The sequence below is a fragment of the Pseudoxanthomonas sp. 134C1 genome (assembly GCF_057773065.1).
On sequence record NZ_JBYMTH010000004.1, the window covers coordinates 338,205 to 360,506 of the forward strand.

Here is a 22,302-nt window from a genome sequence, read left to right on the forward strand (position 1 = left end):
AATTCCCATTGTCGCATCCCCGTGGCCCATACCGACTACGACGACGAAGACGATTACGAGTACGACGAGGACGAAGCCGGGGCGCCACGCTGGCGCCAACGGCTGATCACCTGGGGCCTGGCGGCGCTGGGGCTGGGGCTGGGATTCCTGATTCCGTATACGTTGTACCTGAACCACCAGGTCACCCAGCGATTCGGGGAACTGCGCTGGCAGGTGCCCACGCGCGTCTACGCGCGTCCGCTGGCGCTGGCGCCGGGCGTGGCGATGGATGCGCAGACCCTGAAGACCGAGCTGGCCGCGGCCTCCTACCGCGAGGACGGCACCGGCAAGCTGCCCGGTACCTATGTCGGCGAGGGCGGACGCTTCACCATCGCCAGCCGCGGCTTCGTCGACGTGGACGGGCAGGTGGCGCCACGCCGGGTCCAGGTCAGCCTGTCGGGTGGCCGGGTGGCGGCGGTGCGCGATATCGACCGTCGGCAGAACCTGAAGGCGGCGCGGCTGGATCCGGCGCGCATCGCCACCCTGTACGGGCAGAAGCAGGAAGAGCGCCGGCTCGTCCGATTGAAGGAAGTGCCGTTGCTGCTGGTGACCGGCCTGCAGGCGGTCGAGGACCGCGACTTCAAGGACCACCACGGCATCGATCTCAGCGGCATCGCGCGCGCGGTCTGGGTGACCCTGCGTTCCGGCGGCGAGACCCGCCAGGGCGCGAGCACGCTGACCCAGCAGCTCGCGCGCAGCGGTCTGCTGGGTATCGGCAAGGAAGTCACGCCGTCGCGCAAGTTCAATGAAATCCTGTTCGCGCTCATCCTGGAAGCGCGCTACGACAAGAGCACGATCCTGGAGGCGTACTTCAACCAGGTGTATCTCGGCCAGCGCGGCAGCCAGGCCATCCATGGCGTCGCGGCGGGCGCCGAATTCTGGTTTGGCCGCGATCTGAACTCCCTGACCACCGAACAGGTCGCGCTGCTGATCGGCATGGTGAAGGGGCCTTCCTATTACGATCCGCGGCGCAATCCGGAGCGTGCGAAGGAACGCCGCGACTTCGTGCTGGGCAAGCTGCTGGAAACCCGGCTCATCGACGAGAAGGAATACAAGCGCGCGCTGGCCGCGCCGCTGGGTGTCACCCAGACTCCGGGCATGGCCGCGGCCAACCGCTTCCCGGCCTATGTGGATCTGGTTCGCCGGCAACTGGCGCGCGACTATCCGGAAAGCACGCTGCAGGGTGCCGGCCTGACCGTGCTGACCGGCATGTCGCCCTCCGCGCAGGCCTACGCCGAAGGTGCGGTCACCCGCACCATCAAGGCGCTGGAGAACAAGCGCCGGCCGCCGTTGCAGGCGGGCGTGGTGGTGACCGATGTGCATGACGGTGACGTGCTGGCGGTGGTCGGCAGCCGCGATGTCTCGCAGCCGGGTTTCAACCGCGCGGTGGAAGCGCAGCGTCCGGTCGGTTCGCTGCTCAAGCCGTTCGTGTACCTGCTCGCGCTGGCCCAGCCGGATACCTATTCGCTGGCCAGTTGGGTCGATGATTCACCGGTGACCGTGCAATTGGGCAGGAACCGGCGCTGGACGCCGGGCAATGCGGACAATCGCAGCCATGGCACCGTGCGCCTGATCGACGCGCTCGCGCGCTCGTACAACCAGGCTACCGTGCGCATCGGCATGAAGGTCGATCCGGAACGGCTGGCGGAACTGCTGCGCGTGCTGGCCGGCGTCAAGGCCGACGCCAATCCGGCCCTCATCCTCGGCTCGACCGACCAGAGTCCGTACGCGATCGCGCAGCTGTACCAGTTCCTCGCGTCCGGTGGCGAAATCCAGCCGCTGCACGCGGTGCGCGGCGTGCTGGATCCCAACGGCAAGCTGCTCAAGCGCTACGACAAGACGCCCGCGCCCGCGCAGGAAGGCGATTCGATCGCCGCCAACCTGATCAGCGTGGCGCTGCAGGAAGTGGTCAGCAACGGTACCGGCCGGCGATTGCTCGGCGACGGTCTGGGCCGGCTGCAGTCGGCCGGCAAGACCGGTACCAGCAACGATGGCCGCGACAGCTGGTACGCCGGCTACACCGGCGATCATCTCGCGGTCGTCTGGATGGGCAACGACAAGAACGAACAGACCGGCCTGCAGGGCGCCACCGGCGGCATGCGGGTATGGTCGAACCTGTTCATGCGCTTGCCCAGCGCGCCGCTCAACGTGTCCGGCAAGGGCCTGGACTGGCAGTGGGTGGCCGGTGCCAACACGACCGATCCCGGCTGCCCCGGTGCCCGCCAGCTGCCGTTCGTGGCCGGCTTCGCGCCCGCCTACAGCGCCTGCGTGATCGAGGCGCCGGCGGCGCCGGAAGAAGAGAGCGGTGGCTGGCGCAGCTGGTTCGGCCTGGATCGGAAACCCGAGGAAGCCCCGCCCGCCGAAGACACTCCCCCGCCCGCATCACCGCCATGAAGATGAAACTGTTTTCCCGCTCCGCCACCCTTGTCATTGCCACGATTGCGCTGGCGGCCTGCGTCACCGCGCCATCGGAACCCGAGCCGCCCGCGGTCGCCGTGCGCACATCCGCGCAGATGCTGGCCGCGGTACACAAGGCCGCGCAGGGCGGCGACGATCGCGAACTGAACGTGCAGCCGCTGCGTGATCCCGAGGTCGAGGATCTGCGCGCGAGCGCCGGCAAGGCCGTGGCGGGCGGCAATCCCGCCGCCGCCGCAGCAGCGCTGGATCAGGCGTTGGGCATCGTCGCCGATGATCCGGCGGTCCTGCAGGAGCGGGCCGAAGTGGCGCTGGCGCTGGGCGAATTCGATCAGGCCGAACGGTTTGCCGAGCGCGCGGCCGGGCTGGGTTCCGCCGTCGGTCCGTTGTGCCGCCGGCACTGGGAAACCGTCCGCCAGGTCCGCGAGCATCGACGCGAACTGGCCTCCGCGCCGCTGAAGCGGCCCAACCAGGCGCAACTGGACGAACAGACGGCGAAGCTGGCCGCCCTGGATCGCGCCATTGGCGAAGCCGGACAGCAGTTCGATACCTGCACGGTGCCCGGCATCAATAGAATGTAGGCATGTCCCAGCTTGCCCAAGCCAGTTGCGAAGCCCTCAGCGAGGGCGGCGCCCTGGCCAGTCGTCTCGATGCTTTCGTTCCCCGCGAGGCGCAGCAGCGCCTGACCCGCGCGATTGCCGATGCCTTCGAACAGCGCGACGTGCTGATCGCCGAAGCCGGCACCGGCACCGGCAAGACGTTCGCCTATCTGGTGCCGGCGCTGCTGTCCGGCCTGAAGACGATCGTCTCCACCGGTACCCGCGCGCTGCAGGATCAGCTCTATCATCGCGATCTGCCGCGCGTGCGCGACGCGTTGGGCGTCGGCCTGAAATCGGCGTTGCTGAAGGGGCGGGCCAACTACCTGTGCCGCTACCGGCTGGAACAGGCCAAGGGCGAGCCCCGTTTCACCTCGCGCGAGCAGATCGACCAGTTCCAGCGAGTCGTGGCCTGGGCTGGCCGCACCCACTTCGGCGACATGGCTGAACTGGCGACCCTGCCCGATGATTCGCCATTGCTGCCGATGGTCACCTCCACGATGGACAACTGCCTGGGATCGGATTGCCCGTTCTGGGAAGACTGCTTCGTGGTGCAGGCGCGCCAGCGCGCGCAGGCGGCCGACGTGGTGGTGGTCAATCATCACCTGCTGCTGGCGGATCTGGCGTTGAAGCAGGAAGGCTTCGGCGAAATCCTGCCGGGCGCGCAGGCCTTCGTGATCGACGAAGCGCACCAGTTGCCCGAGCTGGCGGCGAATTTCTTCGGCGAAGGCTTCGGCCTAAGGCCATTGCAGGAGCTGGGGCGCGATTGCCTGAGCGAATGCAAGGACGTGCCGGGCGCGCTCGCGGCGATGCAGGCGCCGGTCCAGCGGCTGGAACACGCCCTGCGCGAGCTGCGCCTGGCGATGGAAGGCCTGCCGGTGCGCGGCACCCGCGAACGCGCGCTGGGCAAGGTCGAGGTGAGCGAGGGATTCGACAACATGGTCGAAGCGCTGGCGGATCTGTTCCAGTGCGTGGTCGGCATGGCCGAAGCCTCGATTGGCCTGGATGCCTGCGCCGCGCGTGCGCGCGAACTGTCCACGCGGTTGTCGCGCTGGCTGGGCGAAGGCGAGGGCGAGGCGATTCCCGGTTTCGACGACGACGACCCTGCGCATGACGCCGCCGGCGACGTGTTCTGGTACGAGTTGACCCAGCGCGGTTTCCGTTGCCAGCGCACGCCGCTGGACGTGTCGGCGCCGTTGCGCGCGCACCGCGAACAGTCGCGCGCGGCCTGGGTGTTCACTTCGGCGACGCTGGCCGTCGGCGGACATTTCGATCATTACGCCGAACGATTGGGCCTGGAGGATCCACCCACGCTGCTGCAGCCCAGCCCGTTCGACTGGCCGCGACAGGCGCTGTGCTACCTGCCCGGCAACCTGCCGGATCCGGGCTCACGCGATTTCGGTCGCGCCGTCATCGAGGCGGTGAAACCGGTGCTGCATGCCTCGCAGGGGCGCGCCTTTTTGCTGTTCGCCTCGCACCGCGCGCTGCGCGAAGCCGCGGAGTTGTTGCGGGGTGGGCCATGGCCACTATTCGTGCAGGGCGAGGCCCCGCGTGCGTTGCTGTTGCAGAAGTTCCGTGAATCCGGAAACGGCGTGTTGCTCGGCGCGGCCAGTTTCCGCGAAGGCGTGGATGTGGCCGGCGACGCGCTGTCGGTGGTGGTGGTGGACAAGCTGCCGTTCGCCGCGCCGGATGATCCGGTGTTCGAGGCCCGTCTGGACGCGATTCGCCGGCATGGCGGCAATCCGTTCCGCGACGAGCAGCTGCCGCAGGCGGTGATCGCGCTCAAGCAGGGCGTGGGCCGGCTGATCCGCAGCGAGACCGATCGCGGCGTGTTGGTGCTGTGCGACCCGCGCCTGCTCGGCAAATCCTATGGCCGGGTGTTCCTGGAATCGCTGCCGCCATTCGCGCGGACCCGACGGGTGGAAGACGTGCAGGCGTTCTTTGCGCCAGAATCGGTGGGCCAGAGGGAGATGGATCTGTCATGAAACTGCTAGCGTTCGAGACCGCCACCGAAGCCTGTTCGGTCGCGCTGTATCTGGATGGCGAGGTGCGCGAACGCTTCGAGATCGCGCCGCGCCGGCATGCCGAGCTGGCGCTGCCGTGGGCCGATGCGCTGCTGGCGGACGCCGGCGTGGCGCGGACGGATCTGGATGCGATCGCGATCAGCCGCGGTCCCGGCGCCTTCACCGGCGTGCGCCTGGCGATCGCGCTGGCGCAAGGCATCGCGATGGCGCTGGACCGGCCGATCGTGCCGATCTCGACCCTCAAGGTGGTGGCCGCTTCCCTCGTGCTTCCCTATGCGACCGAGCCGGTCGGGGCGAAGCAACGGATCCTGGCGGCCATCGATGCCCGCATGGGCGAGGTTTACACGGGCGCTTTCATGCGGGACGGCGCGGACCTGATTGCCCTGTCGGAGGAAACCGTGTCTGCGCCGGACAACGTCGTCCTGCCGGACGAGGACGGACGCTGGCATGGTGCCGGTACCGGTTTCGCCGCGCTCGATGGTGCCCTGCAGGCTCGCCTGCAGCCGCGGCTGGCCAGTGTGGACGCGCAGGTCCTGCCGCACGCGTCGGATCTGGCGCAGCTGGCTTCGCTGGCCTGCGCGCGGGGAGAAACCGTCGCGCCCGAGCGGGTGGAGCCCGCCTACCTGCGCGACAACGTCGCGTTGACGCTGGCCGAGCAGCAAGCGTTGCGGGCGTCGAAGTAGACAGGCCCCCGGCCCTCATCCCGCCCGCGCAGCGGCGCGGGCGGGATGCCGCGATCATGCGCGCCGCTTGCGCGCATGGACCTCGATGACATCCAGAATCAGCGAACGTTGCTGCTTCGGCGCTTCGCGAAACAACTGCAGCAGACAACGTTCGTCGCTGTCGCGGGCAAACTCTTCCGGGGCGACGACGGGCTTCGAAGCGATCTGATCGTCGTTGCGCGCATCGCGCCCCGTCGCCAGCCATTCGAAATTCACGCCGGTGAGAAGCGCCAGCTGGATCATGTGCTCGACCGTCGGCGTGATTTCAGAATCGGATTCCCAGTTGGCGACGGCGCCACGGGTGACGCCGATGCGCTGGGACAATTCCTGTTGGGAGAGGCCAGCATGCTGTCGGGCCTGGCGGATGCGTGAGGTCATTTTCATGTGTTGCCTTCTGTTGGAGAGAACGGCCACGAGCCTAGTCCTCTCCTGCGCGGCGATGCAATTAACATTGACATTCGCGTTGCGTAGATAAGCTTGCACAAGATCAAGAAATCACATCAATTGCCGGCCCGAATGGATGAATGACCCGCGTGACGTCCACATCTCGATGCATCCAGCGAGGGCGCCCGTACGTGAAGAATCGACTTTGTCTTCGTGCGTGGCCTGTGACACGCGCTCGGTGTCCGTAACGACAAGAAGTTGGCGCATGGACGAACGCGGAACGCCGGTGCTCGCTGTCAGGAAAGATGGTGGTCACTCATCCCGCACTTCACCGCCCGGCAGGAAATTCCAGGTGCGGGTGACGTGCAGGATGTCTATGTGCTCGTCGGTTTCCGGCAATGGCGGGAAGGGCTCGGCGAGACGGACGATACGCAGCGCGGTGGAATCGAGCAGCGGAATGCCGCTGGACTGGATGATGCGGGTCTGCTCGATCGAACCATCGCGGCGCACCGCCACGCTGATGACCAACTGCCCGGTCAGGCGCTTGCGGCGCGCTTCGTCGGGGTAGTTCAGATTGCCCACGCGCTCGGCGCGATCGACCCAGGCGCGCAGGTAGTTGGCATAGGCGTATTCGCGGGTGCTGGCGGAAACGAATTTGCGCTTGGGTCGCTTGGCGTACAGCTCGGAGCGGAGGTGAATCTCGGCGGCCAGGCGGGCCATCTCGGCGTCGTGCTGGATCTTGCGATCGCCGCGCGGAAGATCGGGGTGTTCGATTGGCGGCGTCGATTGCGCAGTTGGCACCCGTTGTTCGCTGTCGCGGGTGGTGATGACGCGCGCCTCCGGCGGTGGCGCGGGCGCGGGCGACTGCGCTCGCAGCGGCTGTGGCGCCAGCCCGGTTTCCTGCTGGGGAACCCAGCCGGCCTGGCTGTCGCGTGGTCGCCGGGCTTTGTCATGGTCGCCGCCGCCCTGCTGGTTGGCGGCGGCCAGGAAGTCGGCTTCCTTCGGCGTCAGCGGGGTCTGGGTCTGGCTGAGCACCACGTCCAGGGTGGGCACGACCGGCGCGGCCTCGTCCAGGGTGAAGCCCACGCCCAGCACCAACATGCCGTGCAGGATCAGCGAGAGCGCCAGGGTCGCGCCCAGGCGCTCGTTCTCGCCGACGCGGGGCGGGGCAACGGCGACGGCGACGGCGCTCATTTCATCCGGCCAGCTTGCGCTCGATGACGTCGAACAACTGCCCGGCGATGTTCAATCCGAACTGGGCGTCAAGTTCGCGCACGCAGGTCGGACTGGTGACGTTGACCTCGGTCAGGTAGTCGCCGATCACGTCCAGGCCGACGAACAACATGCCCCGGCGTTTCATTTCCGGTCCCACCTGGCTCGCGATCCAGCGGTCGCGATCACTCAGCGGACGGCCTTCGCCGCGGCCGCCGGCGGCCAGGTTGCCGCGGAATTCGTCGCCCTGCGGGATCCGCGCCAGCGCGTAATCCACCGGTTCGCCATCCACCAGCAGGACCCGCTTGTCGCCGTCCTTGATGCCGGGAATGAAGCGCTGGGCCAGGGCCTGGTGGCCCGGACCGACCAGGGTCTCCAGGATGACGTTGGTGTTGGGGTCGCCCGCGCGGACCCGGAAGATCGAACGTCCGCCCATGCCGTCGAGCGGCTTGAGCACGGCTTCGCCATGCTCGTGGACGAAGGCCTTGAGCGCGGCCGGGTCGCGGCTGACCAGGGTGGGCGGGCAGCATTGCGGGAACAGCAGCGCGGCCAGCTTTTCGTTGAAATCGCGCAGGCCCTGCGGGTCGTTCACCAGCAGGGCGCCGGCGGCCTGGGCCACCGACAGGATGTGGGTGTCGTACAGGTACTCGCCGTCCACCGGCGGGTCCTTGCGCATCAGCACCACCTGGCCCGGCCCGAAACGCTGGTCGACCGGCTCGCCCAGGGTGAACCACCCGGCCTTGTCGTCCTTCACCGCCAGCGGCGCGGTGCGCGCCCAGGCCTCGCCGCCACGCAGGGACAGGCCGCCGGGAATCACGTAGTGAAGCCGGTGGCCGCGGCGCTGGGCCTCCAGCAACATGGCAAAGGTGGTGTCCTTGGCGATTTTGATGGACCCGATGGGGTCCATGACGACGATGACATCGAACGGCATGGCGGGGAGGGGGCGAACCGGTGCGGGAAGTGGCGCGATGTTAGCAGGCCCGTGCCATCGGCCCGGTCCGGCGGACCCACCTGAAACCAGGGAAGTGCAAATGAGACGGGGTTCGCATCGCCGTGTTCAGCTGGGGCCTTTCCGGAGCCTCAACTTGACAGCCCGCGCCCGGGCTGGAATATAGGGGACATCGCAGCGACGCCGGTTGGTCAATGAAGCGTCGCGCGCACGGGGATTCCAGTAATGACGCAGAACGCTGACCGGGCCGGGGAACTCAATGGCCTCCGGGTCATGGTTATCGATGACTCGAAAACCATCCGCCGCACGGCGGAGACCCTATTAAAACGTGAAGGTTGCGAAGTGGTGACCGCGACGGACGGCTTCGAGGCGCTTGCCAAGATCGCCGACCAGCAGCCGCAGATCATCTTCGTCGACATCATGATGCCGCGCCTGGACGGCTATCAGACCTGCGCGCTGATCAAGAACAACCAGGTGTTCAAGAGTACGCCGGTGATCATGCTGTCCTCCAAGGACGGTCTGTTCGACAAGGCGCGGGGACGGATCGTCGGCTCCGAGCAATACCTGACCAAACCGTTCACGCGCGAGGAACTCCTCGGCGCGATCCGCGCGCACGTCAGCACCTGAGCGCCGTGACGCCGACTGCCACACCGCGCACTGGGAGCGGACCATGAGCCGTACACCGTTCGACATCCTTGCCGAGTACGAGCGCCGCAGCCTGGCGCACGCGGTCGTGCTGCCCGCCGTCGAGCAATCGCCGGATCAGTGGCGGGGCGTCGGCTACCGGGTCGGCCAGCGCCGGCTGGTGTCCAATTTCGCCGAGGTGGTGGAAATCGTGCCGCTGCCGCCCATGACCCAGGTACCCGGGGCGCAACCCTGGCTGCTGGGCATCGGCAACCTGCGCGGCAACCTGTTCCCGGTGGTCGACCTCAAGCAGTTCCTGGAGGGCGAGCGCACGGTGCTGCATGAAGGACAGCGGGTGCTGGTGATGCGCCAGCCCGGCGGGGACGTCGCCCTGACCATCGACGAATTGTATGGACAGCGCAGTTTCAACGAAGCCCAGCGGACCGAGCCGGGGAGCTTGACCGAAGGGCGTTACGCACATTTCGTCGACCGTGCCTATCACGGCGACGAGCACGATTGGGGGGTGTTCGCGCTGTCGTTGCTGGCGCGGACGCCGGAGTTCCGACAAGCCGCGCTCTGACGCGGACGACAACTAGAAACAGCCAGGGGTTTGGAAGATGAGCACTGCGGCGGATTCCCCCAACACCAGCAAGCTGGGCGGCCTGGGCAGCACGTCCTGGTTGGTCCTGCTGGTGATTGCGGTATTGCTGTTCGGCGCCAACACGGGCGTCGCCACCTGGCAGGGCAGTCGGCTGTCCGGCGCCAGCACCGGCGCATCGGACATGCGCGTGCTGTCGCAGCAGTTGGCCAACTACGGCCGCGAGGCCGTGGCCGGCAATGCCGAGGCATTCAAATCGTTCCGTTCGACCAAGGAACGCATCGACACCACGGTCAATGAACTGGAAGGCCGGTTCGGCAAGGAAGGCGCCATCGTCGGCCCGCTGAACCAGTTGAAGGCGACCTGGGCGCCGCTGGACAAGAGCGCCGATCAGATCATCGCCAGCGAAGCCGCGGTGCTTGCACTGTCCGGCAACGCCGATCGCTTCGCCGGCCAGGTGCCGCAGCTGCAGGCGCAGTTGAACGAAGTGGTGCGCGCGATGTCGGCCAGCGGTGCGCCGTCCTCGCAGATCTACAGCGCGCTGCAGCAGGTCGTGCTGGCCGGCACGATGGCGCGCCGCGTCACCGAAATCCGCGCCGGCGGCGCGGGCGCGGCGATGGCCGGCGACGCGCTGGGTCGCGACGCGGTGCTGTTCGGCCAGGTGCTGGACGGCCTGCGCAACGGCAACGCCGACCTGGGCATCGCCGCGGTCCGCGGCCCCGGCACGCTGGCGGCGCTGGACCAGTCGCAGGCGCTGTGGAACAACATGAAGAAGGATCTGGACGCCATCCTCGGCAGCTCCAAGAACCTGTTCGGTGCGCAGTCCTCGGCGACCGCGCTCACCAACGGCGCGGGCACGATGCTGGAGGACAGCACCCGCCTGTTCGAGGCGTTCACCGCGTTCGGCTCGGTGCGCGATACCCGCCTGTTCCCCAATTTCTGGATCTCGGTCGGCGCCGGCGCGCTGCTGCTGGTCTCGATCGGCGGCTTCCTGTTCAGCCTGTACCGCAATCGCCAGCGCGAGCAGGAAACGCGGTACCAGACCCAGGTCGAGTTCAACAGCCGCAACCAGCAGGCGATCATGCGGCTGCTGGATGAAATCAGTTCGCTGGGTGAAGGCGACCTGACGGTGAAGGCCTCGGTGACCGAGGACATGACCGGCGCCATCGCGGACGCCATCAACTACGCCGTGGACGAACTGCGCAACCTGGTGACCACCATCAACGACACCTCGGTGCAGGTGGCGGCCTCGACCCAGGAAACCCAGGCCACCGCGCTGCAACTGGCCGAGGCGGCCGGCCACCAGGCCGACCAGATCACCACCGCGTCCGAACGCATCAACGAAATCGCGGTCAGCATCGACCAGGTGTCGCGCAACTCCACCGAATCGGCGGACGTGGCGCAGCGCTCGGTGCAGATCGCGACCGAGGGCGCCGGCGTCGTGCGCGAGACCATTCGCGGCATGGACCAGATCCGCGATCAGATCCAGGAAACCTCCAAGCGCATCAAGCGGCTGGGCGAGTCGTCGCAGGAAATCGGCTCGGTGGTGGAACTGATCAACGACATTTCCGAACAGACCAACATCCTGGCCTTGAACGCGGCGGTGCAGGCCGCCTCGGCGGGCGAGGCCGGCCGCGGTTTCGCGGTCGTGGCCGACGAAGTGCAGCGCCTGGCCGAGCGCACATCCAACGCGACCCGCCGCATCGAGTCGCTGGTGCAGGCGATTCAGGCCGACACCAACGAAGCGGTCAGCTCGATGGAGCAGACCACCGCCGAAGTGGTGTCCGGTGCGCGTCTGGCCGAGGACGCCGGCACCGCGCTGGGCGAGATCGAACGCGTGTCGAGCGATCTGAACGACCTCATCAAGAACATCTCCGGCGCCGCCCAGCAGCAGTCCGCCGCGGCGACGGACATCACCGAAACGATGGGCGTGATCCGGCAGATCACCTCGCAGACCTCGCTGGGCGCCAAGCAGACCGCCGATTCGATCGGCCACCTGGCGCAACTGGCGGCGGACCTGCGCCGCTCGGTCGCCGACTTCAAACTGCCGGGCTGAGGACGGAACGCACGGATGAAAGCCCGAATTCCCACCGCATGGCACCTGTACCCGACGGGCTGCCGCTCGCTTGCCGACGGAGCGTGCCGATGAGCGTGCTGCGCGAGGCCATGAGCCATGCCGTCCTGGGCTGGGTCAAGCCCGAACTGGACGAAACCCTGCGCCTGGCGCGCGGTGAGATCGAGGCGTTCGTCGAGACTCCGGCCGACACCGGCCGCATGCGCTTCTGCGCGGGCTATCTGCACCAGGTCCAGGGCACCCTGCGGATGGTCGAGCTGTACGCACCGGCGATGGTGGCCGAAGAACTGGAACAGCTGGCGCAGGCGCTGCAGGAAGGTACCGTCGTCGATCGCGAGGAGGCCTGCGCCACCCTGATGCGCGGCGCGGTGTTGCTGCCGGATTATCTGGAACGCCTGCAGGACGGCCATCGCGACATTCCGATCGTGTTGCTGCCGCTGCTCAACGAGATTCGCAATGCGCGCGGCGCTCCGGGCCTGAACGAAAGCATGTTGTTCCCGCCGGGAACGCAGGCCGCCGAGGCGCCGCAGCCCAGCGCCGAGGAGATCGATCATGCGCGCAGCAGCATCAGCGGACGCAACCGCGAACTGCTCGATACGGTCGGCAACGCGGTCAAGGAGGAACTGCTGCGGGTCAAGGATGCGCTGGACCTGCACCTGCGCACCCGCGGCGATGCGGCGGCGCTGCAGCAACAGGTGTCGGAACTGGGCAACGTCGCCGATACCCTGGGCATGATGGGACTGGGCGTGGCCCGCGACGTGGTGCAGCAGCAGCGCGATGCGCTGCGCGACGTGGCCGAAGGCCGCCGCGAGGCGGACGAGGGGACGTTGCTGGACATCGCGGGCGCGCTGCTCTACGTGGATGCGTCGCTGGACGACCAGGTCGCGCGCCTGGGCGGCCCGGCGGACGAGGGACAGCAGGACCCCAGCGCGGTCGAGTCGCAGCGCACGGTCGAAGTGCTGGCGCAGGAGGCGATCATCAATTTCGCCTCCGCGCGCGAAAAGTTCGTCGCCTTCATCGAGACCAACTGGGATCACGCCGAACTGACGGAAGTGCCGCGCCTGCTGGATGAAGTCGCCGGTGCGATGCGCATGCTCGAACTGGATCAGGCGGGCGATTACCTGCTGGGCGTGCGCCGCTATGTCAGCAATGAACTGATCGGCAGGCGCCGAGTGCCGGGCGGGCAGCAACTGGACACCCTCGCCGACGCGCTGGCCAGCCTGGAGTACTACCTGGAGGCGCTGCGCGAGCGACGTCCCAACCGCGACGACATTCTGGAAATCACCCGCAGCAGCCTGGAAAACCTGCGCTACTGGCCGTTGCCGGACGAAGCCCCGGTCACCGCGCCCGCCGGGATCGTGGTGGAAGTACCGCCGGCCATCGAGCCGTCCAGTGAAATCACCGCGCCCGTGGCCGCCACCATCGAGGAAGCGCCGGTCGCCGAGGCGCACCCATTCGATCCGGTGGGTTTCGAATTCACCGAGGAAGCGCCACCGCCGGCGAGCACCGTGCCCGTCAGCTGGGAGCCGGCCGAACGGGATGTCGAATCCGACACGGCGGGCGACGACGCCGAACTGGTGGCGGTGATGGCGGACATCGATGCCGCGGCGAGCGCTTTGACGCCGGGTGGCGATGGCCACGTGCCGCATCCGGTCGTCCATGCACCGTCCGCGTCCCTCGCGGCTCCCCCGGCTCCGACGCCGCAGGCCGGTGGCTTCGAAGGCGACGCCGGCGACATCGATGACGAGATCCGGGAAGTGTTCCTGGAAGAATTCGACGAGGAAATCGTCAACCTGCGCCAACTGCTGCCGGCGTGGCGGATGGTACCGGATGATCTCGAACGCCTGCGCCCGATTCGCCGGGTGTTCCACACCCTGAAGGGCAGTGGCCGGCTGGTCGGCGCCAAGGTGCTCGGCGAGTTCAGCTGGAAAGTCGAGAACATGCTCAACCGCGTGCTGGACCGCACGCGTGCGCCAAGCATGGCGGTGGCGCTGATGCTGGAACAGGCCTGCGAGGTGTTGCCGCAGTTGAACGCGGCACTTCGGGGGCAGGCGCCGGTCACCGCGGATCTGGAAGGCATCAAGGCGGTGGCCGATCGCGTCGCCGCCGGCGAGGAAGCGTTCTATTCGAAGGAAAGCCCGGTCGCCTCCGACGAGGGCGGGCAGGAAGACGCGTTGGTCGAAACGGTCGAATCGATCGACGACGCGCCCGAGCCGGAATCCGAACCGGAGATCCTGGAAGGCACGCCGGCGTCGGTGGATTCGGTGCTGCGGGAGATTCTGGAAACCGAGGTCGGTACCCATCTGGAGACGGTGCATGGCTGGCTGTCCGCGGCGCGCGTCGCGCCGCAGCCGGCGACCGAACCGCTGCTGCGCGCGATGCATACGATGAACGGCGCGTTCGCGATGGCGGACGTGCCCGAAATCATCGAGGTCACCGCGCCGGCCGAGCAATACATCAAGCGCCTGCTGGCCGCGGGCGAAACGCCGGTGCCGGAAGGCGTGCAGGCACTATCCGATGCCGCGGCCGCAATCGCGCGCAGCATCACCGCGCTCAAACGGCCGTCGCCGCGCATTCCGGTATTCGCGGAACTGTCCGCGCGGCTGGCCGACCTGCGCGATACCCTGCCCGAAGTGCGCACGGGCGCGCAGGTGATCAACGACAGTGCCCAGGGCACCTACGTCGAAACACTCTCGGCCATCGCCCCGCCCATGTCGCTGGAGGACGTGCAGCTGGCGCCGCATGACCTGTCCCGGTTCATCGAGCCGGGCCATGCCGATGCGCTCGGCACGGCCGCGTGGATCGAGCCGGCGTACACGGCGCAGGAAACGATCGCCGCGGAGGAAGCTTCCGTATCGCCGGTGCTGCCGGAGGCGTCCGCGGCGGTGGAGCCGGCGGGTGATGACGCTGTTGGCGCCGCCACCTCCGCGAGCATGGACCCCGCATCCGCCGCGAGTGCCATCAACTTCTACGACGTGCATGACGTGCGCACCTCGTATGTCTATACACCCTGGTCCGATGCCGAAGGCGCCACCGTCGGCGCTGGGTCCGACGCGGGCGTCGACACGCAGGCAATGGCGGATGGGAGCGGGTCGGGGCCGGCTGTCGAGGTCTCCGCGGAAGCCTCCGATGATGCCCTGGTGATCGAGGAAATCGGTCTGGATGCGGCTGTCGAGACCGCTCACGGCGACGCCACGCTCGAGTTCGATGCGGCCACACCGGTCGAGACCCTTGAAGCCACCGACGATGCCTCCGGCGCGGACGATGCGCTGGTTTGGGAGGCCGTTGCGCTGGAGGCCGATGACGCCGTTGAAGCGCCTGTCGCCGGGGACGCCGGCGAACTCGTGGAAGGCGAGGCGATCGACGCGCGGGACAGTGGCGACAGCCTTGCCGCGCCGGAGCCGGAAACCGTCTTGCCGGCAGATGAAACCGCCGTGCCGGAGAACGGCGAAGAGCCTGCTGTCGCGGCGCTCGAACAGGAAGCTGCTTCCGGCATCGAACCGGAAGTCGGCGATACCGTTGATGCCGATGCGCCGATGGTCGTCGATGCGGACGACGCGTCGGGCTCTCCACAGGACGAGACGGCTGCCGAAGCACTCGCTGTCATTGGTGATGCATCCTCCGACGAGGCTGCGGCCGATGCGGACGCGGAGCCCGGAACCGGGCCTCAATCCGAAGCGCACGCCGAAATCCCGGAAGAAGTCTCCGTCGAAACACCTGCGGAAGCCGAAGCGGATGTCGATGCCGATGGCGAAGTCGCGGAACCCGGCGATGCGCCGGCGTCCGTGGATTCCCCGGTACCGGAGTCCGCGATGCCGGCATCCGGCGAGGTCTCGCCTATGGAAGAGCAGCCCGAAGACGCCCTTGATCTGGCCGGCCTGGATCTGGATCTGGTCGAGATCTTCATCGAGGAAGGCAACGACCTGCTGGACCATTCCGATGACCTGCTGGCGAGATTGCGCGAGACGCCGGAAGATCGCAGCCTGGTCACCGGCCTGCAACGCGACCTGCACACGCTCAAGGGCGGTGCGCGGATGGCGGGCATCCACCCGGTCGGCGATCTCGGACATGCCATCGAATCGATGCTGGAATCGATCGTCGCCCAGCGCACCGAACTGGATCGCCGCGGCGTGCAATTGCTGGAGCGCGGCTTCGACGCCCTGCACGAACAACTCAAGCGGGTATCCGCGCGCCGCACCGTCCAGATTCCCGACGGACTGATCGCGGAGTTCACCGCGCACGCGCGTGGCCTCGAAGCGCCCGCGATGCCGGAACGCCGGGTCGAGCCGCCGCGTGCGCCGGTCACCCTCACGCCGTTGTCGGCGCCGGTGGAAACCGAGTTCGCGCAGGACGAGGAGTTCTTCCCGCACAGCCAGCAGGAGCAGGTGCGCGTTCGCGCGGATCTGCTGGACCGCCTGGTCAACCACGCCGGCGAAGTGGCGATCTACCGCGCCCGCCTGGAACAGCAGTTGGGCGCGTTCCGTGGCGCCATGGCCGAACTGGAACGCACCAACATCCGTCTGCACGATCAGCTGCGCCGACTGGACCTGGAGACCGAGGCGCAGATCGTCGCCCGCTACCAGCGCGAGCAGGACCATCAGGACGCGACCTTCGATCCGCTGGAGCTGGACCGCTTCTCCACCCTGCAGCAGCTCAGTCGCGCGCTGGCCGAATCGGCCGCCGACATCAGCGGCCTGCAGGGCGTCCTGGATGATCTGGCGCGCAACTACGACAGCCTGCTGCACCAGCAGTCGCGCGTGAGTTCGGAACTGCAGGATGGCCTGATGCGCGCGCGCATGGTGCCGTTCGAGGGCATCGTGCCGCGTCTGCGGCGCGTGCTGCGGCAGGCCGCGACCGACACCGGCAAGCAGGTCCGCCTGCTGCTGGAAGGCACCCACGGCGAAATGGACCGCAACGTGCTGGAGCGCATGACCGCGCCGCTGGAGCATCTGCTGCGCAATTCGGTCGCGCATGGCCTGGAGTCGCCCGACCGGCGTGCGGCGGCCAGCAAGCCGGAAGAAGGCACGGTGCAGGTCAACCTGCGCCGCGAAGGTTCGGAAATGGTGCTGAGCGTGCGCGACGACGGCGCCGGCCTGAACCGCGCGGCGATCCGCGAACGCGCGGAACAGCGCGGTCTGCTGCAGCCGGGCACGGTGATCGACGATATCGATCTGGATCGGTTGATCCTGGAATCGGGTTTCTCCACCTACGACAGCGTCAGCCAGCTGGCCGGTCGCGGCGTCGGCATGGACGTGGTCTACAACGAGGTGCGCCAGCTGGGCGGTTCGCTGGATATCGCCTCGCGCCAGGGCGAAGGCGCCGAATTCACCCTGCGCCTGCCGCAGACGCTGGCGGTGACCCAGGCCGCGTTCGTGCAGATCGGCGAGACCCAGTTCGCGGTACCGGTGGCATCGGTCAGCGGCATCGGCCGGATCAGCCACGCGCGCTTCGAAGCCGGCACTGGTGGCTATGTCTATGGTGGCGAGGAGTACACCCTGTACAACCTCGGCCACCTGGTCGGCCACGCGCCGGCGCGCGCCGAGGGCGAGGCGCAGGTGCCGTTGCTGTTGATCCGCGCGGGCGACATGCGCGCGGCGGTCGCCGTCGATCAAGTACTGGGCAACCGCGAAATCGTGGTCAAGGCGGTGGGTCCGCAGATCGCCTCGATTCCCGGCATCTACGGCGCCACCATCACGGGCGACGGCAGCGTCGTGGTCATCCTCGACATCGCACCGCTGGTGCGCCGCCAACTGGCCCAGCCGCAACAGCCCGCGTCGGCGGCGCCGGTGCAGGAGCAGCGGCGGGTGCCTCTGGTGATGGTGGTCGACGACTCGTTGACCATGCGCAAGGTCACCGGCCGCGTGCTGGAACGCCACAATTTCGAAGTCACCGTGGCCCGCGACGGCGTGGAAGCGCTGGAGAAGCTGGAGGATCGGGTACCGGACCTCATGCTGCTGGACATCGAAATGCCGCGCATGGACGGTTACGAGCTGGCCACCGCGATGAAGGCCGACCCGCGCTTCAAGGACGTGCCCATCGTGATGATCACCTCGCGTACCGGCGACAAGCATCGCCAGCGCGCGTTCGACATCGGCGTGCAGCGCTACATGGGCAAGCCGTACCAGGAACTGGATTTGATGCGCAACGTCTACGATCTGCTGGGAATCGCACGTGTCCGGGAATGAAGCCAAGCGCGTCGCGCTGCTGGCGCGTCCCGGACCGGCGAGGGAACGCCTGCGCAGTACCCTCCATGAAGTCGGCGCGGACATCGTGCTGGAAGACGACCCCGGCGCCATCGACGTGCAGACCGTGGGGGACGCGGCGCCGCAGGTCGTGCTGGTGGCGCTGGAGCCGGCAATCGAGGACAGCCTCGCGCGCTTCGATGCGTTGCTGGACAACCCGGCCATCGCGGTGATTTTCGAGGAAGCCGAACTCGCGGTCCGCCGCGACGGCTGGGAGGCGAGGCGCTGGGCCCGCCATCTGGCGGCCAAGATCAATGGCCACGACGACGTGCTGCCGCCGGGACGCGAAGAGGATGCTTCCCTCGCGCTTGAGCCGGGCCTGCCACCCACGCCCGCGCAGATGCACGCCGACGCGGCCATCGAGCCGCACGTGCACGAGGCCGTGGATCGGGCCTGGGAACTGCCCGACGACGATTTCGCCTACCGTCCGCCGCCGGCGGCCGCCCAGTCCGCGGTGATCGATGCGGACGAGTGGTTGCGCGGCGCGGCGCCCAGGGTGGAGCCTGCGGCGGAGACGCGCGGCGAGCCGACACCGCCGCCGGTCATCGAACCGGTCTGGGATCTGGCGCTGGAGCCGGTGACCTCCGAACCCGCGGCGCCGCCCGCATCCGCGTCCGGACCGGTTGCGCCGCCGGCGGTGGAAGCGCCGGTGGCGTCGAAGTGGGAGCTGTCACTGGAGCCGTTGGAACACGCCGCCGCCGCGGGTGGTCCGCGTGCGCCCGGCGCGGTGCTGGTGTTCGCCGGCATCGGTGGCCCGGACGCCATCCGCAAGCTGCTGGCCGAACTGCCGCCCGACTTCGGCCGCCCGCTCATCATCCATCTGAAGCTGGATGGCGGACGCTATGACAACCTGGTGCGGCAGATGGCGCGCGCGTCGACGATGCCGGTGATGCTGGCGGAAGCGGGCCACGTGGCCGAGGCCGGGCACGTCTACGTGCTGCCTGGCGATGTCGGAATCGGCGTGGAGCAGGGCGCGGTGGATTTCCGCGCGCAGGGCGCGCTCGATGCCGCGATGGCGCAGTTGCCGCCGCGCGACAGTGCGGTGCTGCTGCTCAGCGGCAGCGATGGCCTGTGGGTCGACGCGGCATGGCCGCTGGTGGTGCAGGGTGCGTGGGTGGTCGGCCAGGCGCCGGAGGGCTGCTATGACCCGACGGCGTCGCATGCGCTGGCCGCGCGTGGCGGACAGCTGGTGACACCGAATGAGATGGCCAGGCAACTGGCGGAACGCTGGATCTGAGGAGAGCTCCTTCATGGCACATTCGAACGACGAGATCCGTGGCGTCCTGGTGCAGTCCGGCGACGACCGCCTTTTGCTGCCGAATGCCACCATTGCCGAGGTGCTGTCGCGCGCGCCGATCATCCCGATCGAAGGCGCGCCGACATGGCTGGCCGGCGCCATCGACTGGCACGGCTGGCGGGTGCCGCTGGTCGCCTTCGCGCGCCTGACCGGCCTGGGCGGCGACGTCGCGCCGGTTGGCAGCAAGATCGTGGTGCTCAAGGCCCTGGAAGGATTGGAAGACCTGCCGTACTACGCCTTGCTGACGCCTTCGTTCCCGCGCCTGGTCTCGGTGCCGCGCGATGGCCTGCTGGCCGACGCGACCGAGGAGGAACTGCCGGCGGGTGTGCAGGTTCGCGTGCTGCTGGGCGACGAAGTCGCGATCCTGCCGGACCTGCAGATGGTCGAGCAGCGCATCCACGAGGCATTGCAGGCCGCCTGAGCGGCGCATGTTCACGCTGTTTCCACTGCCCTGAACGCTTGCTGGCGCGGACCCGCGCGTTCACACGGAGTTGGAGGCGACGGTGACAGCGTGATCGGGCTGCCGGGTGCAGCCCATTCCCGCGAACCGGGAGGCCCATCATGAAAGCCTGGATCCTTCTTCCCCTTTGGCTGCTGGCATTGCAGGCCAATGCGCAGCAGGCGTCACCGCAACCGGTGCGCAGCGAACCGCTGACCGCCTACCAGGGTGGTGGCCAGAGCCGCCAGTTGCAGGAACAGAGCGGACCGGTCACGGTGCGCTGGGGACAGCCCGAGACGCTGCCCAATGCCGCCGACTATCGCGTGACCATCGGTGACCTGGATCGCAACGGCGACGGCGTGCTGACCCGCGACGAGGTGCCGGAAGGCCACGCGCTGGCCAGCGAGTTCAAGCTGGTCGATCGCAATCACGACGGGCGGATCACCGCCGAGGAACTGGCGGCCTGGCGTTGAACGATCCGGCGTTGCCGCTGTTGAAGATCGGCTAGGCGAGATCGCCGAAACGCGACTGCAATGCCGCGATGGCGGCCAATCCCGCGGTCTCCGTGCGCAGGATGCGCGGGCCGAGTCGCAGGCCGAGGAAACCGGACGCCAGCAGCACCTCGCGATCGCGTGGTGACCAGCCGCCCTCCGGACCGATGGCGATCACGATGCCCGCGCCCGCGGGCGGCGCCACGCTGGCGAGTGAAAGCTCACCGACCGGATCCAGCAACAGGCGCAGGTCCGAGTCATCGCAGGCCTGCGCCGCCTGCATCAGCGCGGTCGGTGGCGACAGTTCCGGAATCCTGGCCCGGCCGCTCTGCTCGCAGGCGGAGACCACCACACTGCGCCAGTGCGCGACCCGTTTGTCCAATCGCTCCGCATCCAGCTTCACTTCGGTGCGTTCGGCGTTCACCGGCTGGATCCGAGCGATTCCGAGTTCGGTCGCCTTCTGCAGGATCAGGTCCATCTTCTCGCCTCGCGCGATGCCCTGGATCAGGGCCAGCCGCAGGGGGGATTCGCGCTCGACCGCGAGCGAGGACAGCACCTCGACCTGCACCTCGCGCTTGCCCACGCTGACCAGACGGGCGACGTGATCCTGTCCGTCTCCGTTGAACAACACGCATTCGTCGCCTTCGCGCAGGCGCAGCACGCGGGCAAGATGGTTGGCGGCGGCTTCGGGCAGCGCGAACGTCCGCGCCGGGGCCAGCGGAAGATCGACGTGGCAACGGGTCAGGCGCATGCGACGGCCTCCTCGATGGCGGCGCGGGTGGTGGCGGCCAGCAGATCGAGCTGCGCCGCGTCCACGCAATAGGGGGGCATCCAGTACAGCACATCGCCCAGCGGACGCAGCACCACGCCACGCGCCAGCGCGGCGCGGTAGGCGTGCAGGCCGATACGCCGGCCGGAATCGAACGGGTGCCGGCGATCGCCGTCACGGGTCAGTTCGATCGCCAGGATCATCCCGGCCTGGCGCACGTCGGCCACCCAGGGCAGGTCCGCCAGCGGGGCCGCCAGCGCGGTCATGCGCGCGGCGGTCGCGCGGTTGCGGACCAGCACGTCGTCCTGCGCGAAGATGTCCAGACTGGCCAGCGCGGCGGCGCAGGCCAGCGGATTGCCGGTGTAGCTGTGCGAGTGCAGGAAGGCGCGTTCGCGCGAGTCATCGAGGAACGCGTCGTAGATGGCCTGGGTGGCCAGCACCGCGGCGAGCGGCAGGAAGCCGCCGGTCAGGCCCTTGGACAGGCACAGCAGATCCGGCATGACCCCGCTCTGCTCGCTGGCGAACAGGGTGCCGGTGCGGCCGAAACCGACCGCGATCTCGTCGGCGATCAGGAATACGCCGTGCGCATCGCAGAGTTCGCGTGCGCGTCGCAGATAATCCGGATGGTGCATGCGCATGCCACCGGCGCATTGCACCCGCGGTTCCAGGATCAGCGCGCATATTTCGCCGGGGTGGCGATCCAGCAGATCCGCCAGCGCATCGGCGGCGCGCCGGGCGACATCGGCGCCGGTTTCGTCAGGCTCCGCCAGGTACGCGTCCGGCGAGGGCGTGAACAGCGCTTCGGCCAACAGCGGCGCGTAGATGCGTCGATACAGCGGAATGTCGCCGACCGCCAGCGCGCCCAGGGTCTCGCCGTGGTAGCCGTTCTCCAGGGCGATGAACTTCGTCCGCCGCGATTCGCCACGGTTGTGGAAATAGTGGAAGGCCATCTTCAGGGCCACTTCCACGCCGGCCGAGCCATTGTCGGCATAGAACACCTTTGCCAGCGGAGCGCGCCCGGATTGCCGGGGCGCCAGCGCCAGCAGGCGTTCGGCCAGTTCGACCGCGGGAGGATGGCTGAAGCCGGCCAGGATCACCTGTTCCAGCTGCCCGGCCTGGCGGGCGATGGCGGCGGCGATGCGCGGCTCGGCATGGCCGAACAGGTTGGTCCACCAGCTGCTGACCGCATCCAGGTAGCGACGGCCGTCCTGGCCGATCAGCCAGGCGCCTTCGCCGCGGGCGATGGGCACCAGCGGGAGGGTGTCGGGATGCTCGCGCATCTGCGTGCACGGGTGCCACAGCACCGCGAGATCGCGCGAACGCCACGCGTCCGCCTCTGCTAGCATTCGGGTTTCATGATTCGTCGCCACCATCCCGCCATGATATCGGCGTGCCTGCCGTCCCGTCGCCCGGTTCCTGTCCGTGGG

The 22,302-nt window shown here is 68.3% G+C and carries 16 protein-coding genes; 11 read left to right on the top strand and 5 right to left on the bottom strand.

Annotated features, from left to right (window positions below; genetic code table 11):
• Positions 1–15: 15 nt before the first annotated feature.
• From mrcB to tsaB, 4 genes are read left to right on the top strand one after another with little or no spacing between them, the layout of a single operon-like run.
• Positions 16–2,433, top strand: coding sequence for a penicillin-binding protein 1B (mrcB, locus tag AC3DEZ_RS10805; RefSeq protein ID WP_488388299.1), 2,418 nt, complete (start codon positions 16–18; stop codon positions 2,431–2,433).
• Positions 2,434–2,435: 2 nt separating this feature from the next.
• The gene (locus AC3DEZ_RS10810) at positions 2,436–3,035 is read left to right on the top strand and encodes a tetratricopeptide repeat protein (protein ID WP_488388300.1); all 600 of its coding nucleotides are present in this window, start codon (positions 2,436–2,438) and stop codon (positions 3,033–3,035) included.
• Between the two features lie 2 nt (positions 3,036–3,037).
• Positions 3,038–5,035 carry a DNA repair helicase YoaA gene (gene yoaA, locus AC3DEZ_RS10815; protein ID WP_488388204.1) on the top strand — a complete coding sequence of 666 codons (1,998 nt, stop codon included), beginning with the start codon at positions 3,038–3,040 and terminating at the stop codon, positions 5,033–5,035.
• A complete protein-coding gene (gene tsaB, locus AC3DEZ_RS10820; RefSeq protein WP_488388205.1) occupies positions 5,032–5,757 on the top strand; it encodes a tRNA (adenosine(37)-N6)-threonylcarbamoyltransferase complex dimerization subunit type 1 TsaB in 726 nt (241 codons plus the stop codon). Before yoaA ends, tsaB begins: the two co-directional genes overlap by 4 nt.
• A gap of 54 nt (positions 5,758–5,811) precedes the next feature.
• Here the strand turns inward: tsaB and AC3DEZ_RS10825 are convergent, their stop codons facing one another.
• From AC3DEZ_RS10825 to gshB, 3 genes are all read right to left on the bottom strand, one after another.
• Positions 5,812–6,174, bottom strand: coding sequence for a helix-turn-helix domain-containing protein (locus tag AC3DEZ_RS10825; RefSeq protein ID WP_488388206.1), 363 nt, complete (start codon positions 6,172–6,174; stop codon positions 5,812–5,814).
• A gap of 318 nt (positions 6,175–6,492) precedes the next feature.
• Positions 6,493–7,374 carry an energy transducer TonB gene (locus AC3DEZ_RS10830; RefSeq protein ID WP_488388207.1) on the bottom strand — a complete coding sequence of 294 codons (882 nt, stop codon included), beginning with the start codon at positions 7,372–7,374 and terminating at the stop codon, positions 6,493–6,495.
• A 1-nt stretch (position 7,375) separates the two neighbouring features.
• Positions 7,376–8,323 carry a glutathione synthase gene (gene gshB, locus AC3DEZ_RS10835; protein ID WP_447103215.1) on the bottom strand — a complete coding sequence of 316 codons (948 nt, stop codon included), beginning with the start codon at positions 8,321–8,323 and terminating at the stop codon, positions 7,376–7,378.
• A gap of 243 nt (positions 8,324–8,566) precedes the next feature.
• Between gshB and pilG the strand changes: the two genes are divergently transcribed.
• The 7 genes from pilG to AC3DEZ_RS10870 all read left to right on the top strand — a co-directional run bounded on the left by pilG (position 8,567) and on the right by AC3DEZ_RS10870 (position 20,088).
• On the top strand, positions 8,567–8,968 hold the full coding sequence (gene pilG / locus AC3DEZ_RS10840) for a twitching motility response regulator PilG (RefSeq protein ID WP_141455768.1): 402 nt from the start codon (positions 8,567–8,569) through the stop codon (positions 8,966–8,968).
• Between the two features lie 43 nt (positions 8,969–9,011).
• The gene (locus AC3DEZ_RS10845) at positions 9,012–9,545 is read left to right on the top strand and encodes a chemotaxis protein CheW (RefSeq protein ID WP_447103214.1); all 534 of its coding nucleotides are present in this window, start codon (positions 9,012–9,014) and stop codon (positions 9,543–9,545) included.
• A 37-nt stretch (positions 9,546–9,582) separates the two neighbouring features.
• Positions 9,583–11,619 carry a methyl-accepting chemotaxis protein gene (locus AC3DEZ_RS10850; protein WP_488388208.1) on the top strand — a complete coding sequence of 679 codons (2,037 nt, stop codon included), beginning with the start codon at positions 9,583–9,585 and terminating at the stop codon, positions 11,617–11,619.
• Between the two features lie 38 nt (positions 11,620–11,657).
• Positions 11,658–17,822 (top strand): Hpt domain-containing protein, encoded by a 6,165-nt coding sequence (locus tag AC3DEZ_RS10855; protein ID WP_488388209.1) that lies wholly within the window; start codon positions 11,658–11,660, stop codon positions 17,820–17,822.
• The gene (locus AC3DEZ_RS10860; protein ID WP_488388210.1) at positions 17,809–19,116 is read left to right on the top strand and encodes a chemotaxis protein CheB; all 1,308 of its coding nucleotides are present in this window, start codon (positions 17,809–17,811) and stop codon (positions 19,114–19,116) included. Before AC3DEZ_RS10855 ends, AC3DEZ_RS10860 begins: the two co-directional genes overlap by 14 nt.
• A gap of 13 nt (positions 19,117–19,129) precedes the next feature.
• Positions 19,130–19,597: a chemotaxis protein CheW gene (locus AC3DEZ_RS10865; RefSeq protein ID WP_488388211.1), complete on the top strand. Its 468-nt coding sequence runs from the start codon at positions 19,130–19,132 to the stop codon at positions 19,595–19,597.
• A 140-nt stretch (positions 19,598–19,737) separates the two neighbouring features.
• On the top strand, positions 19,738–20,088 hold the full coding sequence (locus tag AC3DEZ_RS10870; RefSeq protein ID WP_488388212.1) for a hypothetical protein: 351 nt from the start codon (positions 19,738–19,740) through the stop codon (positions 20,086–20,088).
• Between the two features lie 31 nt (positions 20,089–20,119).
• Here the strand turns inward: AC3DEZ_RS10870 and AC3DEZ_RS10875 are convergent, their stop codons facing one another.
• Together AC3DEZ_RS10875 and bioA are read right to left on the bottom strand one after the other, a co-directional pair.
• Positions 20,120–20,857, bottom strand: coding sequence for a 16S rRNA (uracil(1498)-N(3))-methyltransferase (locus AC3DEZ_RS10875; RefSeq protein ID WP_488388213.1), 738 nt, complete (start codon positions 20,855–20,857; stop codon positions 20,120–20,122).
• Positions 20,848–22,221, bottom strand: a complete 1,374-nt coding sequence (gene bioA / locus AC3DEZ_RS10880; protein ID WP_488388214.1) for an adenosylmethionine--8-amino-7-oxononanoate transaminase — start codon at positions 22,219–22,221, stop codon at positions 20,848–20,850. The genes AC3DEZ_RS10875 and bioA overlap by 10 nt, the downstream gene beginning before the upstream one ends.
• Positions 22,222–22,302: the final 81 nt, after the last annotated feature.